Annotated in this window: 15 protein-coding genes; 10 read left to right on the top strand and 5 right to left on the bottom strand. The window is 39.5% G+C overall.

Annotated elements, in window-relative coordinates:
* The first annotated feature begins 197 nt into the window (after positions 1-197).
* The 5 genes from JNUCC25_RS22185 to rnz all read left to right on the top strand — a co-directional run bounded on the left by JNUCC25_RS22185 (position 198) and on the right by rnz (position 6,287).
* The gene (locus JNUCC25_RS22185) at positions 198-389 is read left to right on the top strand and encodes a hypothetical protein (RefSeq protein ID WP_013059103.1); all 192 of its coding nucleotides are present in this window, start codon (positions 198-200) and stop codon (positions 387-389) included.
* A 139-nt stretch (positions 390-528) separates the two neighbouring features.
* Positions 529-2,160 (top strand): PucR family transcriptional regulator, encoded by a 1,632-nt coding sequence (locus JNUCC25_RS22180; protein WP_035438730.1) that lies wholly within the window; start codon positions 529-531, stop codon positions 2,158-2,160.
* 207 nt (positions 2,161-2,367) lie between these two features.
* Positions 2,368-3,837 (top strand): CoA-acylating methylmalonate-semialdehyde dehydrogenase, encoded by a 1,470-nt coding sequence (locus JNUCC25_RS22175; protein WP_057274004.1) that lies wholly within the window; start codon positions 2,368-2,370, stop codon positions 3,835-3,837.
* 93 nt (positions 3,838-3,930) lie between these two features.
* Positions 3,931-5,289, top strand: coding sequence for an aspartate aminotransferase family protein (locus JNUCC25_RS22170; RefSeq protein WP_013059100.1), 1,359 nt, complete (start codon positions 3,931-3,933; stop codon positions 5,287-5,289).
* A 68-nt stretch (positions 5,290-5,357) separates the two neighbouring features.
* On the top strand, positions 5,358-6,287 hold the full coding sequence (gene rnz, locus JNUCC25_RS22165; RefSeq protein ID WP_078082163.1) for a ribonuclease Z: 930 nt from the start codon (positions 5,358-5,360) through the stop codon (positions 6,285-6,287).
* A gap of 28 nt (positions 6,288-6,315) precedes the next feature.
* Here the strand turns inward: rnz and namA are convergent, their stop codons facing one another.
* On the bottom strand, positions 6,316-7,332 hold the full coding sequence (gene namA / locus JNUCC25_RS22160; protein ID WP_078082162.1) for an NADPH dehydrogenase NamA: 1,017 nt from the start codon (positions 7,330-7,332) through the stop codon (positions 6,316-6,318).
* A gap of 137 nt (positions 7,333-7,469) precedes the next feature.
* On the bottom strand, positions 7,470-8,318 hold the full coding sequence (gene proI / locus JNUCC25_RS22155) for a pyrroline-5-carboxylate reductase ProI (protein WP_013059097.1): 849 nt from the start codon (positions 8,316-8,318) through the stop codon (positions 7,470-7,472).
* Between the two features lie 268 nt (positions 8,319-8,586).
* Between proI and JNUCC25_RS22150 the strand changes: the two genes are divergently transcribed.
* A complete protein-coding gene (locus JNUCC25_RS22150; protein WP_029320282.1) occupies positions 8,587-9,543 on the top strand; it encodes an MBL fold metallo-hydrolase in 957 nt (318 codons plus the stop codon).
* 23 nt (positions 9,544-9,566) lie between these two features.
* On the top strand, positions 9,567-10,361 hold the full coding sequence (locus JNUCC25_RS22145) for an SDR family NAD(P)-dependent oxidoreductase (RefSeq protein WP_064472114.1): 795 nt from the start codon (positions 9,567-9,569) through the stop codon (positions 10,359-10,361).
* Positions 10,362-10,434: 73 nt separating this feature from the next.
* Here JNUCC25_RS22145 and JNUCC25_RS22140 read toward each other — a convergent pair whose 3' ends face one another.
* Complete coding sequence (locus JNUCC25_RS22140) at positions 10,435-10,650, bottom strand: CDGSH iron-sulfur domain-containing protein (RefSeq protein ID WP_013059094.1); 216 nt, start codon at positions 10,648-10,650, stop codon at positions 10,435-10,437.
* 130 nt (positions 10,651-10,780) lie between these two features.
* On the opposite strand from JNUCC25_RS22140, the gene JNUCC25_RS22135 reads away from it, so the two are divergent.
* Positions 10,781-11,119, top strand: a complete 339-nt coding sequence (locus tag JNUCC25_RS22135) for an iron-sulfur cluster biosynthesis family protein (RefSeq protein WP_064472113.1) — start codon at positions 10,781-10,783, stop codon at positions 11,117-11,119.
* Here JNUCC25_RS22135 and JNUCC25_RS22130 read toward each other — a convergent pair.
* Both JNUCC25_RS22130 and JNUCC25_RS22125 read right to left on the bottom strand, forming a co-directional pair.
* Positions 11,116-12,027 carry an alpha/beta hydrolase gene (locus tag JNUCC25_RS22130; protein ID WP_064472112.1) on the bottom strand — a complete coding sequence of 304 codons (912 nt, stop codon included), beginning with the start codon at positions 12,025-12,027 and terminating at the stop codon, positions 11,116-11,118. The two genes, JNUCC25_RS22135 and JNUCC25_RS22130, sit on opposite strands and share 4 nt — an antisense overlap.
* A gap of 68 nt (positions 12,028-12,095) precedes the next feature.
* Positions 12,096-12,992, bottom strand: a complete 897-nt coding sequence (locus tag JNUCC25_RS22125) for a hydroxymethylglutaryl-CoA lyase (RefSeq protein ID WP_013059091.1) — start codon at positions 12,990-12,992, stop codon at positions 12,096-12,098.
* Between the two features lie 177 nt (positions 12,993-13,169).
* Here JNUCC25_RS22125 and JNUCC25_RS22120 point away from each other — a divergent pair, with 177 nt between their 5' ends.
* Both JNUCC25_RS22120 and JNUCC25_RS22115 read left to right on the top strand, forming a co-directional pair.
* Entirely contained in the window at positions 13,170-14,357 is a 1,188-nt protein-coding gene (locus tag JNUCC25_RS22120; RefSeq protein WP_013059090.1) for an acetyl-CoA C-acetyltransferase, read from the top strand.
* A gap of 235 nt (positions 14,358-14,592) precedes the next feature.
* The gene (locus JNUCC25_RS22115; RefSeq protein ID WP_013059089.1) at positions 14,593-15,282 is read left to right on the top strand and encodes a CoA transferase subunit A; all 690 of its coding nucleotides are present in this window, start codon (positions 14,593-14,595) and stop codon (positions 15,280-15,282) included.
* Positions 15,283-15,299 lie beyond the last annotated feature (17 nt).

The raw sequence follows: 15,299 nt of genomic DNA, 5'->3' as shown, positions 1-15,299 counted from the left end.
AAGTGATCCGTTTTTGTGTTTTTTTCGTTTTGGATGTGAAACAAAATAACTAGATATTATCCATTCACTGTATTACAGTTGTTACATTTCGTTTACATCGAAAGAGAAAAGGTTTAGTTATCTAGTAAATTGTAGTAAATATTATAGTAGAACGTTTTCAAACTAAATCTATTAAATACGAAAAGGGTGTGACACGGATGGATCAAGCTACGCAGTGTATGACACAGGAAGAAACAAAAATTATTGATAAATTAAAAATGGAAATGTTAAATGCAGTGTCACTACAAGATTTGCGTTTTTATAAAAAAGAAATTCACCGAATTAAAGAACAAGCGGTTAAACGCCACGGTTTTTTTAATAAATTACAGCAAACAGCTCAGAAGCTGTAACGATCCATTATCGTTACAGCTTTTTTCGTTTCTTTTATTAAATATTTTATTTCTTCTAAATATTTAATATAATGTAAGAAGATATAGCTTTTGTTCTACACATATGCGAAATACGCGTTAATGATCCAGGAGACATGATGTGAAATTCGCTAGGGGCGGTGTTGACTTGAAATCATATTTAACAGTAACAGAGATTTTAACAAGGAAACATTTTGTAAACTGTGAAGTAATAGCTGGAGAGAAAGGGCTTGCTAATTCTGTGAAGTGGGTGCACGTGATGGAAGTGACGCGCATTAATGAGCTGCTAAAAGGAAACGAGCTCATTTTATCAACAGGGGTAGGCTGGGGAGAAGATTCTCAATCTTGTTTATCATTTCTTCAGCAATTAATTTCTTGTAAGGCATCAGGACTGTGTATTGAACTTGGCACTTATACTTCTAAGATTCCGCAAATTGTTATTGATAAAGCGAACGAATGTGATTTTCCGATTATTTTATTTCACGAGGAAGTTCCGTTCGTTGAAATTACACAAGATGTTCACTCGCTTTTAATTAATCAGCACTATCAAATGATTTCCGATTTAGAACAGTATTCTCATAGGCTAAATCAGCTGCTGTTAACAGTTAATGACCCAGCCGTCATCTTACAGTGTTTATATGAATCTACGGGGCTTCTTGTCGGCCTTAAAGTTTCAAATGAATTGCTTACCTTTGCTCCGGAGATGGACTTGCTCAAACAGCAGCTTCTACTTCATTATATAAGCAGGGAAAATGAAAGTCCGCATTTTACTGAGCAGCCTATTCATTTATTAGGACAAGATTATGCTCAGCTGTATGTTGCTTCTATAAATGAAGCCTTAACAGAACTTGAAGTGCTCACCGTTGACCGAACGGCGACTGCACTTGCTCAGCATTTTTTGAAGGACCTGTATGTCGAAGAGAAAAAAAGAGTAGATGAAACCGAATGGATGACGAAATGGATGAACGGAGAGTTAACTCTTGAACAAATAAAAGACTCTATGCACGAAGTGTGTTCAGATTCGCCTATTCGCGGAGGTGTCGTTGTTTGCTGTAAGTGGCAAAGGCGGGAGAAGTTTGATCGAACGTATTTTAAGCTGATCTTGCGAAGCATTTTTGAACAAGAAGGCTTTCACTTATTAGTCTCCGAGCGAAATCGCGAAGTATTATTTATTCTTTTGAACAAACGAATGGTTAGCACGTGGAGAGAGAGATTAGAAAACAGCCTTCATCGCTGGATGAATCAATATGAATCGGATGAAAATTCAAAGAGGAACGCCATTAGCTTTATCGGAATTGGCCAATACTGTGAACAGCTTGACTGCATGCATAAAAGCTATGAAACGGCTAAAGAAACAATTTCGATTCAAGAAATGCTGCAAAAACAAACCATTATTCATTTTTATGATGATTTGCATATGTACCGGATTATTTCGCTTTTACATCAGCATGAAGACTTACAGGAAGTGGTGTTTGAATATCTGCAGCCCGTTATTACATATGATGAAACGTATAATGCAAAACTCATGGAAACATTAAAAATTTATTTAGCATGCAACGGTTCTAAACAAGAGACGGCTAAGCGTTTATACATTGTCCGGCAAACGCTGTATCACCGTATTGAAAAACTAGAAAAGCTGCTGGGTGAAGACTTTATGGAGCCGGAAAAACGACTGGCAATTGAGTTTATGATTATGGCATATGAATATTTGTTTATGATGAAAAAGTCGCGCGCGGAATTTATAAACGGATAAGTAAGCAGCTGGAAACAGCTGTTTTTTTATGTTGAGGCTGATTTTACTATATGTTCATTTTAGTTCATGCTTTCTTCGAGTTCACTGCGCAAAATGTGAAACGAGAATCTAGAGTTGTTTCACATTTTGTCTAATGCAACCACCATTTATTTATTCAATAATAAAGGTAGATTTGTCATTTCTTATTTTTTGAGGAGGCCAAGCGATATGTCAGTTGTGAATAATGATACGCAAGTTTTAAAAAATTACGTGGGCGGAAAATGGGTTGATACGGCAGGGGAAAAATTTGGAGAGGTAATTAATCCATCGACGGGCGAAATAATTGCAAAAGTACCGCTTTCTACAAAAGAAGACGTAGCCAATGCGGTGGAAACAGCGCAAAAAACATTTGAAACATGGCGTAACGTTCCTGCTCCAAAACGAGCAAGATTAATGTTTGCGTTTCAGCATTTACTAGTTAAGCATCATGAAGAGTTAGCTAAATTAGTTGTACAAGAAAACGGCAAGGCTTTCAAAGAAGCTTACGGTGAAGTACAGCGCGGTATTGAATGCGTGGAGTTTGCCGCGGGTGCTCCTACTTTATTAATGGGGGAATCATTAAATAACATAGCGGAAGAAATTGATTCTGAGATGTTCCGTTTTCCACTGGGTGTCGTTGGCGGCATCACACCTTTTAACTTTCCGATGATGGTACCGCTTTGGATGTTCCCTCTTGCAATTGTATGTGGAAATGCGTTTGTATTAAAACCGTCTGAGCGAACGCCGCTTTTAGCAACGCGACTTGCTGAACTTTTTACAGAAGCAGGAGCACCGGATGGATTATTAAATATTGTGCACGGGGCACACGATGTCGTGAACGGATTAATAGAGCATGAAAAAGTTAAAGCGATTTCATTCGTCGGATCGCAGCCGGTAGCAAAATATGTTTATGAACAAGCAGCTGCTCAAGGGAAACGAGTTCAGGCTTTATCTGGAGCTAAAAATCATCATGTTGTGATGCCAGACTGCGATATGGATAAAGCGGTATCACATATTATCAGCTCGGCTTATGGAAGTGCCGGCCAGCGATGCATGGCTTGCAGCGCCGTGGTCGTGGTTGGTGAAAAAGGCGATGAATTCGTCGCAAAATTAAAGCAAAAAGCAGATGAATTAATTATGGGAAGCGGCTTTGATGATGAAGTGCTTCTAACGCCTGTGATTCGAAAAGAGCACCGTGATAAAGTGCTGGATTATATTGAACTTGGCATGAAAGAAGGGGCGGAACTCATTCGTGACGGACGTAAAGAAATGGATGAGCATACGGAAGGCAACTTCTTAGGGGCAACAATTTTTGACCGCGTAACTCCTGATATGACCATTGCTAAAGAAGAGATTTTTGCACCTGTACTAAGCTTGCTTCGCGCTGACACATTAGATGAAGCACTTCGCTATATGGAAAAATCCCGTTTTGGAAATGGAGCAACGATTTATACAAAAGATGCAAAAGCGGTGCGTCAATTTAGAGAGGAAGCAGATGCGGGTATGCTCGGTATTAACGTAGGAGTACCTGCTACAATGGCCTTCTTCCCATTCTCCGGTTGGAAAGACTCTTTTTACGGAGATTTGCATGTCAACGGCAAAGACGGTTTGAACTTCTTTACACGTAAAAAGATGGTTACATCACGCTTTGACTTTTAACATATAGATGAATATAGCAAGTGGCTTCGGCATTTTGTCGAAGTCTTTTCATACAGAAAAAAATACCGCGCTAGCGATTTGGGAGTGGATAAGATGGTACAGGTCAGTCAAAATGAAAAAGATCTGCGTGCAAAAGATGAGCAGTATGTATGGCATGGAATGAAACCATACAGTCCGGATGCAACGATGGTAGCTACAAAAGCAAAAGGTGCTTGGATTACAGATGAACAAGGAAATCGCTATTTAGATGCAATGGCAGGGCTTTGGTGTGTAAATACTGGGTATGGACGGGATGAGTTAGCGCTAGCAGCTTATGAGCAGCTAAAAGAACTGGCTTATTTTCCACTCACTCAATCTCACGTACCTGCTATCAAACTGGCAGAGAAGCTAAATGAAATGCTAGGTGATGACTATGTTATCTTCTTTTCAAATAGCGGATCTGAAGCAAATGAAACGGCTTTTAAAATTGTGCGTCAGTATCATCAGCAAAAAGGAGAGCATTCTCGCTACAAATTTATTTCGCGTTATCGAGGGTATCACGGAAATTCAATGGGCGCACTAGCAGCAACGGGCCAAGCTCAGCGTAAATATAAATATGAACCGCTTGCCCCTGGCTTCATTCACGTTGCCCCGCCTGATTCGTACCGAGGGCAAGATGACTACGATGCACCGAAAGAGAAGCTTCAATCTGTAAAAGATATTGACAATGTTATGACGTGGGAGCTAAGTGAAACGATTGCCGCTGTTATTATGGAGCCAATTATTACAGGAGGAGGAATTCTTTTACCGCCTCAAAATTATATGAAAGGCGTAAAAGAAACGTGTGAAAAACACGGTGCACTTTTAATTGCAGATGAAGTTATTTGCGGCTTTGGACGTACAGGGGAAGCCTTTGGTTTTATGAATTACGATGTAAAACCAGATATCATTACCATGGCAAAAGGAATTACAAGCGCATATCTTCCGCTCTCTGCAACTGCTGTTAAAAAAGAAATTTATGAAGCGTTCAAAGATAGCGATCAGTACGAGTATTTTCGCCATGTTAATACATTTGGAGGAAGTCCAGCTGCGTGTGCACTGGCATTAAAGAATTTAGAAATTATGGAGAGAGAAAATCTTTTTGGCCGTTCTAAACAGCTCGGGGCTTACGTATTAAGTGAGCTAACGCCGCTTATTGATAGCCACCCATATGTTGGAGACGTAAGAGGTAAAGGGCTTTTAATTGGAATTGAACTTGTAGCTGATAAACAAACAAAGGAACCGTTAGACGTTAATCTTGTAAATGAAGTGATTGCTAAATGCAAAAGCAAAGGAGTCATTATTGGGAAAAATGGAGCAACGGTGGCCGGCTATAATAATGTTCTCACGCTCTCGCCGCCGCTCAACATTGAGGAAAGTGATATTGAGCTGTTATTAGCTACTATTACGTATGCGCTTGACAGCATCAAATAGGTAAGTTTGCAAAAAGCCTGTATAATATACTTACAGGCTTTTTGTGCGTGTGAAGGAGGAAGTAGAAAATGGAATTGTTATTTTTAGGAACGGGTGCAGGAGTACCGGCGAAACAGCGGAATGTTTCATCTCTTGCGCTCGAACTTTTGCAAGAAAGAGGGGCGGTGTGGCTTTTTGATTGCGGAGAAGCAACGCAGCATCAAATTTTACATACAACCGTTAAACCAAGGCGAATTGAGAAAATTTTTATTACGCACCTTCACGGTGATCATATTTACGGATTGCCTGGATTCCTTGGAAGCCGTTCGTTTCAAGGCGGAGAATCGCTGCTTACTGTATACGGGCCAAAAGGAATTAAAGAATTTATTGAAGTCACGCTGGCTGTAAGTCAAACTCATCTGCAATATCCTCTAGAGATTGTTGAAATAGAAGAGGAAAGTGAAAGTGGAACGATTTTTGAAGATGAAACTTTTTCAGTGGAATTTGGCAAGCTTGAACATGGCATTTTATCTTATGGATATCGAGTTGTCGAAAAAGATTTGCCAGGATCACTGGACGTTCAGCGTTTAAAAGAGATGAATATTCCCCCAGGGCCTCACTATCAGCAGTTAAAAGAAGGGAAAGAAGTAGTATTAAAAGATGGGCGCCTTATTAATGGACAAGAGTTTGTAGGAGAGCCTAAAAAAGGGAAGGTTATCACGGTTTTAGGAGATACAAGAAAGTGCATGCAAAGTGTTCAGCTTGCTATGCATGCGAATGTGTTAGTCCATGAAGCTACTTTTGCAGCGGGAGACGAGGAGCTTGCTTACAACTATTTTCATTCCACTGCAAAAGAAGCCGCTGAAATTGCTAAAACAGCATCGGCCGAGCGTCTTATTTTATCTCATATTAGTTCGCGTTACCAAGGAGACGCAGTCAGCCGGCTAGCAGAAGGAGCAAAAGAAATTTTTCCGAATACCGACATAGCAGAAGACTTGAAACGGTTTACGATTTCATAAAAAAAGACGAGGATATCCTCGTCTTTTTTTACCATCCGCGTTCGTACTGAACGGGTGCTGAAATTGTTTCATTTAGTTCTTTTGCCGCCGTGCGCGGGAAGTACGGATCGCGCAGAAGTTCGCGCGCAACAAAAATTAAATCAGCGCGTTCGCTTTGCAGAATCTCTTCTGCTTGTCGTCCAGTTGTAATTAATCCAACAGCCCCTGTATCAATATTAGCTTGCTGTTTGATTTTGTCTGCAAACGGCACTTGATAGCCAGGGTATACGTTGATTGGAGCGTGTACCAGAGCACCGGAACTAACGTCAATTAAGTCGACGCCTTGTTCTTTCATCCATTTTGCAAATACAACGTGATCATCTACTGTTAATCCGCCTTCTGTATAGTCAGAAGCAGAAACACGGACAAATAAAGGGCCGTCCCACTCTGTTTTCACAACTTCAATAATTTCCTTTAAGAAACGATAGCGGTTTTCAGCGTTGCCGCCATATTCGTCGCTGCGCTTATTGCTTAGCGGCGATAGAAATTGATGTACTAAATAACCGTGTGCCGCATGAAGCTCGATAATATCAAACCCAGCTTCTTTTGAACGTCGAGCGCTTTCTTTAAAGGCAGAAATCGTTTCTTGAATTTGTTCTGTGGTCATTTCCACAGGTTTTTTACTTTTATCATCAAAAGCAATAGCGGAAGGAGCATAAATATCGCCTTCAACAGTTGCTTTACGTCCTGCGTGTGCAAGTTGAATAGCTGTTTTTGCACCGTTTTCTTTTAGCTGTGTCACAAGTTTCTTTAATCTATCTTTTTGTTCATCATTCCAAATGCCCAAGTCTTGAGCTGAAATACGACCTTGTGGCACGACAGCTGAGGCTTCAACCATAATGAGACCTACTTGTCCAACCGCACGAGTTGTGTAGTGAACCATATGAAAGTCGGTTATTACGCCGTCTTCCTTTTCGCATGAATACATGCACATTGGTGACATTACAATTCGGTTTTTTAATGTTACATCTTTCACTGTATAAGGTGAAAATAGTTTTGTTGTCATTGGGTTTAACCTCCAATTATTTCGATACTCTAAACAAAAGTTATTATATCACCGCCTTGAATTTTCTTTCACATAATCTGCTTATCCATTTTTAATCATAAAAAAACCTCTTTCTTTTTTTAGAAAGAGGTGAACCTCTACGAACGTTTACTCGAGATTTTTTCGTCAATCGTATCTCCTAAATATTTGGAGCGAATTGTAGCTTGTTCAATACACTGCATCATGGCTTCTTGGAAGTTATGAGAAATAAGCTGTTCAATTCCTGCTTCTGTTGTGCCGCCGGGACTCATCACTTCTTTTCGAAGTACGGCTGGCGTTTTAGGTGACTGTTTTAGCATTTCTGCAGCACCGATAAGAGTTTGAAGAATTAGTTCATTTGACACTGACGTATCCAAGCCTTGTTTTTCAGCTGCTTTTTCCATTGCTTCTACTAGATAGTAAACATACGCTGGGCCGCTTCCAGATAGTCCTGTTACAGCGTGAAGCTGCTCTTCCTCTACAGTTGTAACCGTACCAATCGTTTCAAATAAAGCAGTAGTAACGTTCATATGCTCTGCTGTAGCAAACTTGCCGGGTGCAATGGCTGTAGCCGATAATCCAATAGAGGCCGATGTATTTGGCATAGCTCTTACAACCGCTACTTCTTGGTCAAACAAGTTTACAATTGTGGCAGTCGATACACCTGCTAAAACAGAGAGAACGAGGTGGTGCGGACGAATATAGGACTTAATCGTATCGATGCTTTCCGCTACGTCTTTTGGTTTAATAGCAAGCACGACGATATCGCTTTTTTCGATTAACAAGGCATGATTACGCGTAATGTTAATTTCATAGGCGTTTCGAAGTTCGTGAAGTCTTTTATCGTTGCTATGATTTGTTACGGTGATTTGATTGGGGCGAAGCTTTTTATCTGACAGCAGCCCTGAGATCATTGCTTCAGCCATTGATCCAGCTCCAATAAAGGCGATGTTTAGATCCGTTTTCATTAAAAGTTCCTCCAGTCATTTGCTATCCAATGAAAACAGATGCTGAGATTTCAGTATCTGTTAAAGGTTTCTGTTTGTGTATCTCTTCTTTATAAAATGCATAGTTATCTAAAGATATGAATAAAACTTCACTATATTTCTGTCATTATGCAATGAAAAAGAGAGGGATGTCAATGTAATTTTCAGAAAACGAATGCAATTGTATAAATAACAGGAAAAATCGTGTAAACTTAAAAGAAAATGCGATGGTAAAGGAGCAAAAATACAGATGAATGAGCAATTATATAAAATTGTGCTGCCTACTCCTTTTGCGGTAGGAGATGTGAATGTTTTTGTTATAAAAGGTCAGACCGTTACGCTAATCGATGCTGGTATTAAGACGGAGGCAGCGTGGTCTGTATTTAAAGAAAAGCTTAATGAAATAGGATTAAAACCAGATGATATTAAGCAAGTTGTCCTAACTCATCATCATCCTGATCACGTAGGAATGCTTGATTTTTTTGATAAAGATATCGCCATAGTCGGTCATGCGAAAAATCAGCCTTGGATCTCCCAAAATCCAGATTTTTTTGAGTGGTACGATGCGTTTTTTGAAGATCACTTTATGAAAGCCGGCGTAGATGAAAGGTTTCGCCCTTATTTAAAACGTTTAAAAGCATCAATGAAGTATTCATGTCACCGTTCTCTTACAACTTCTGTTCAGGAAGGAGATTACATTCCGGGCCTAGAGAGTTGGAAAGTACTTGAAGTACCCGGTCATGCTCAAAGCCATATTGCATTATACAATGAAAGAACAGCGGTTATGATTGGAGGAGATTTACTGTTAAAGCATATTTCATCTAATCCGCTCATTGAACCTCCTATGAAACCAAGCGGCGAGCGACCTAAAACGCTTCTTCAATATAATCATTCATTAAGACGTCTCCTTGACTTAGAGATAAACTGTATCTATACAGGTCATGGAGATGAAGTGTTACATGTTCGCCAACTTGTACAAGAGAGGTTACAAAAGCAGAGCGACCGAGCGGATAAAGTGCTTAGCATGATAAAAGAACGCCCTCAAACAGCGTTTGATATTTGCAAACAGCTATTTCCTACTATTTATGAAAAAGAACTAGGGCTAACTCTTTCTGAAACAATTGGTCAGCTCGATTTTTTAGAAGATGCAAATAAAATCAGTACACATGAAAAAGAAAGTAAGCTTATTTATTCTGTGTGCTCTTAACTTATAAAAAAGGTGTGTTATATTTGAAATCCTCGTTAAAGAACCAATATGTCGTGATTACAGGCGCTTCAGGAGGTCTTGGAGAACATTTAGCTTATGAAGTGGCCAAAAGAGGGGGCGTCCCCGTTTTGCTTGCACGTACAGAAGAAAAGCTGGACCGAGTAGCCGAGCAAATTAGTCAAAAGTATGGGATTACCTCTTACATATATAAAGCTGACGTAGCGAACGTAGAGGAAGTCAAAAGAGTCGTTCAGAAAATGATGAGTGAAATTAAGCGTGTTGATGTCCTGATTAATAATGCAGGCTTTGGTGTATTTGAAGAAGTGAAAGAAGCATCGATTAAGACAATTGCCTCAATGTTTCAAGTCAATGTTATTGGATTAATTGCATGTACACAAGAAATTTTAGCTTATATGCTAAAAGAAAACAAAGGACATATTATTAACATTGCTTCTCAAGCAGGCAAACTTGCAACGCCTAAATCCAGTGGCTATTCAGCTTCTAAACATGCCGTGCTAGGGTTTACCAACAGCCTGCGAATGGAATTAGCGAAAACAGATATCTATGTCACGGCAGTGAATCCAGGTCCTATTCAAACCAACTTCTTTTCAATAGCAGATCAATCAGGAAACTATGAAAAAAGTGTAGAAAAGTTTATGTTAACCCCTCAATACGTAGCTGAAAAAACGGTCAATATTATTGGGAAACCAAAACGAGAAGTCAACTTGCCTAAGTGGATGAATATAGGTTCGAAGATGTATCAGCTTGCCCCGGGGCTCGTAGAAAAATTGGCAGGGGATGCGTTTAATAGAAAATAACCTGTGCTTTAACCACAGGTTACCAATGTTTTTCGTTAACCGTTTTGTTCAGTAAGGCTGTATTTCTATAAATCTACTGCTCGTCTAAAATTTTTGCAGCGCGCACACAAGAGTCGAATTTTCCTTTATGGTTTCCGTCGCAAAAGGGCATCTTTTGCGACTGGCCACATCGGCATAGTGAAAATGTCGGCTTTGTTTCAAATTTGTTGCCGTCTGCATCAATTAATTCAACGTCTCCAGTGACACGGAAAGAGCCGTTATCCATTACTTTAATTTGTACTTTTGACATAGAAAAACCTCCTTTTTGTACACATCTATATGAAGCGCCAGAGTTTAATGAAAGCGAGATGTGTATTATACTCATTATATAAGCAATTTTCGTTTGTTTATACAATTAGTTTAAAAGGAGTTAAAGGAAAATGAATATTACCTTTACTGATAAAGCGATAGCAAAAGTACAAGAAAAGTACGGGAAAGATTCTTCACTATATTTAAAATTAAAATACGATACGGATGGATGCGGCTGTGTCGTGAGCGGCGTAACGACGCTATGGATTGTTGATGAAAAAGAGAGCGATGATGTAACCATCGAGACGAATTTTGTTCCTGTTCTTGTCGAAAAAACAAAGCAAGTATTTTTAGATGATAATATGACGATTGACTACAATGAAAGTGCATATACGTTTATGCTAAAATGTCCTTCTCAAATTTTAAATCCGCGCATGTCATTTATCGATAAAACAAAAAAAGCGCTTTAAAGCGCTTCTTTTTGTATTTTTTCTAAAAATGATTCAATAACTTGTTCATATTCCTCTGGGTTATCAGCATACGAGCGGGCATGAGTGCCTACAGGTGCTAAATACATCCGTTTTGCTCCCATTTTTTTGGCATGCAGCTGCTCCGTCATTTTAGGAAGAATATAGTCATCTTCTTTACTATGGATAAACAGAACAGGATGTTTGATTTGATCTACGACTGAAATGGGTGATACGTCTTTAAATGAGTAGCCTTCTCGCCATTTTAAAATAATATTAGCTGCTGGCATCACAAGCTGTTTGGGCAGGTGGAAATCTTGTTTTAAGCGATAGGCAAGAAGTTCTTCCAAGTCAGAAAAAGGGCAGTCGACAATATAAAAATCAGCTCCGTCTTCCATTCCAGCATACAAAAGAGTGGTCGCAGCTCCCATAGACTCCCCGTGAATCCCAAGGGAAATAGTTGAACCGAATTGTTCTTTTACCCAATGAACAATGGATTGAAGGTCCAGCTTTTCATAATAGCCGTAGCTCGTTGTTTTCCCTTCAGACTTGCCGTGGCGGCGATGATCATAAAGAACGACGTTCCATCCCAGCTTTAGAAAAAGCCGAGCATACTTCATAGAGTTGAGTGAATGAACTGTAACTCCGTGCGAAAGAATCATAAATCGGTTATTGTCGTGTTGTTTAATAACGGTCCCAGCTATGTTATAGCCTAAAGAAGAAGGAAGCACAAATGCTTCTTTAGGAAGAGTGCTATAGACTTTCTCATCATAAAAGCCATCTTCCGTATCGCGGTCAATAATAACTTTGTCGGTCTTTTTACGGATGTACATCATTTGATTTGTAAAAAAGATGCCAAGAGCGGCAAATGCTCCGAAAACACTTCCTATTAATAATAGCCATTTTTTCATGATTAGCGGCTCCTTTTGTTAATATAGCTATTATTTATTATAGCATCGCTCTCATAAAAACCTAATTTTTAACGCTGTGCAAACAAAGAGTATTGCTTGCTTTCAATCGGTCTTGAAATGTGAGGAGCGATAAAATCGACCGCTTCGAGCAGCTTTTCTTCATTAATAGAAGTGGAAATACCCATTTCATGAAGCATAAAGACGAGATCTTCCGTAGCTACGTTTCCCGTTGCTCCCTTAGCGAATGGACATCCACCTACCCCGCCAGCGGATGAATCGAACCTGTTAATACCGGCTTGCAGAGCTGCATAGATATTTGCAATGGCTAATCCTCTCGTATCGTGAAAGTGCGCAGCAAGTAGGGTGTGTGGAAAGTTTTGTTTTAATTTCGAGAAAAGTGAAAATACATCTTTAGGGTTTGCCATGCCAATTGTATCGGCAACGCTTAGTTCATTCACTCCAGCCTCCACAAAGCTTTCGCAAAGAGCCAGCACGTCGCGTTCATGTATTTTTCCTTCATACGGGCAATAAAAGGCGGTGGAAATGCAAGTTCGAATAAAACATTCTTGCTGCTTGAGCTGCTGAATGAGAGGAAGCAGCGTTTGTACAGCTTCTTTGGTGTGTTTGTTAATATTTTTTTGATTAAAGGTATCGCTTACGCCAATAAACAGCGCAACGGAGCGGCAATTAGCTTGCAGTGCTTTTTCCAAGCCTTTTTGATTCGGCACAAGTACAATGTTTCGGCATGTATCAGACTGAAATGTATTTGCAACAGTAGAAGCATCTTTCATTTGAGGAACCCATTTTGGAGAAACAAAGGATGTAATTTCGATTTCGGATAGTCCAGCTTCTTTTAATTTTTTGATAAAATTAATTTTTTTATCAGTTGGAACAAAATTTTTTTCATTTTGAAGTCCATCTCGTGGACCAACTTCTATAATTGTTACTTTTTCAGGAAATCCCATAAACCGCTCTCCTCCTACATTGTAAACGCTTACTAATATTCATTTTAATTCTAAAAAATTAAAATTCAATAAAAATTATAAATTTTTACAAAAAAAGAGGAATTTCGCAACCGATGTCGAAATTAATACAGGTGACAGTTAATCACAGTAATCAAACAGTAAGGAGAGGTTTTCGACATGGGTCAAACAGAAGTAGTCATTGTAAGCGCTGTACGTACAGCAATCGGCAGCTTTGGGGGAAGCTTACAAAATGTATCCGCAACAACTTTAGGTGGTACTGTAATTAAAGAAGCTTTAAACAAAGTAGGGGTATCAGCAAACGAAGTAGATGAAGTTATCATGGGGAATGTCCTACAAGCAGGTTTAGGACAAAATCCAGCACGACAAGCAACTTTAGCAGCAGGTTTACCTGAAACTGTTTCAGCATTAACCATCAATAAAGTATGCGGATCAGGACTAAAAGCAGTACATCTCGCTACACAAGCGATTCTTGCTGGGGATGCTGATGTGATTGTTGCTGGTGGAATGGAAAACATGAGCCAAGCACCATACTTATTAAAAAATGCACGCAACGGGTTTAAAATGGGCGACCAAAAAGTAGTTGACAGCATGATTCAAGATGGATTATGGTGTGCATTTAACGACTACCATATGGGCGTTACAGCTGAAAATCTGTGTGATAAATATGAAATTACTCGCGACGAACAAGATGCGTTTGCAGCTTCAAGTCAGCAAAAAGCAGAAGCAGCTATTCAATCTGGTCGTTTCAAAGATGAAATCGTACCGGTAGAAGTGCCTGGAAGAAAAGGTCAAGTAACTATTTTTGAACAAGATGAGTTCCCGCGCGCAGGCACAACGGCTGAAAGTCTAGGGAAACTACGTCCAGCCTTCAAAAAAGACGGTTCTGTAACAGCTGGTAATGCATCTGGTATCAATGACGGTGCAGCGGCAGTAGTGGTAATGAGCCGTAAAAAAGCAGACGAGTTAGGCCTAACACCATTAGTGTCAATTAAAGCTAATGCAACTGCCGGAGTAGACCCAAGCATTATGGGAATCGGTCCTGTAAGCGCAGTGAAAAAGGCTCTGGAAAAAGCTGCTGTTTCATTAGAAGATGTTCAATTAGTAGAAGCAAACGAAGCATTTGCTGCACAGTCAATCGCTGTGGATCGTGAACTTCAATTTAATCATGATATTTTAAATGTGAACGGTGGAGCAATTGCGCTTGGACATCCTATTGGTGCAAGTGGTACACGTGTCCTAGTTTCACTTATTCATGAAATGCAAAAACGCGACGCAAAACTTGGGTTAGCAACGTTATGTATTGGCGGAGGCCAAGGCGTTGCAACAATCGTTGAACGTCCTTAATTTGATATAGTTTTAACAAACATTAAAGCTATATCACAACGCCACAGATTCCAAACATACAGCTTTGGAACTCGTGGCGTTTTTGTTTTTCCTTTAATTTGTCTAGTAATATAACTTTTTTGACAAAAAAATGATTAAATTATAATTTTCAGTTATATATATATTTAAAAAGAAATAAAAATCTTTTATAATAGATTAGAAAGCGTTTTCAAAAATAACGAAGGGGTGGTTATGTATGAAACAAGTACATACGTCGTTTAAAGAAGCGGTGAAAGATATTCACGACGGTGCTACGATTATGGTCGGTGGTTTTGGTTTATGTGGAATTCCGGAGAATTTGATTTTAGCGTTAGTTGAAACAGGGGTAAAAGATTTAACCGTAATTTCAAATAACTGCGGCGTAGACGACTGGGGACTTGGACTGCTTCTGAAAAACAAACAAATTAAAAAGATGATTGGTTCTTACGTGGGAGAAAATAAAGAGTTTGAAAGACAAGTATTGTCAGGAGAAATTGAAGTAGAATTGCTACCTCAAGGCACGCTAGCTGAAAAGATTCGCGCCGGCGGAGCGGGCATACCTGCATTTTATACACCAGCGGGAGTGGGAACACCCATTGCTGAAGGAAAAGAAGTTCGCGTGTTTGATGGAAAAGAATATTTACTAGAAGAGGCGTTAAAGGCTGATTTTAGTTTGGTTAGAGCTTGGAAAGCCGATCATATGGGGAACTTAGTGTATAACAAGACAGCGCGCAATTTCAGCCCAATGATTGCAGCAGCAGGAAAAGTGACGATAGCAGAAGTGGAGGAACTTCACCCAACAGGTTCACTTGATCCAAATATTATCCACACACCTAGTGTATATGTTCAATCGTTAATTATTGGTGAACAAGAAAAACGTATTGAGCGTTTAACCGTTCAAAAATAACAAAAGGGGAGAGATTT

The sequence above is a fragment of the Priestia sp. JNUCC 25 genome, from assembly GCF_053667915.1.
This window is presented reverse-complemented; position numbering and strand designations above follow the sequence as displayed.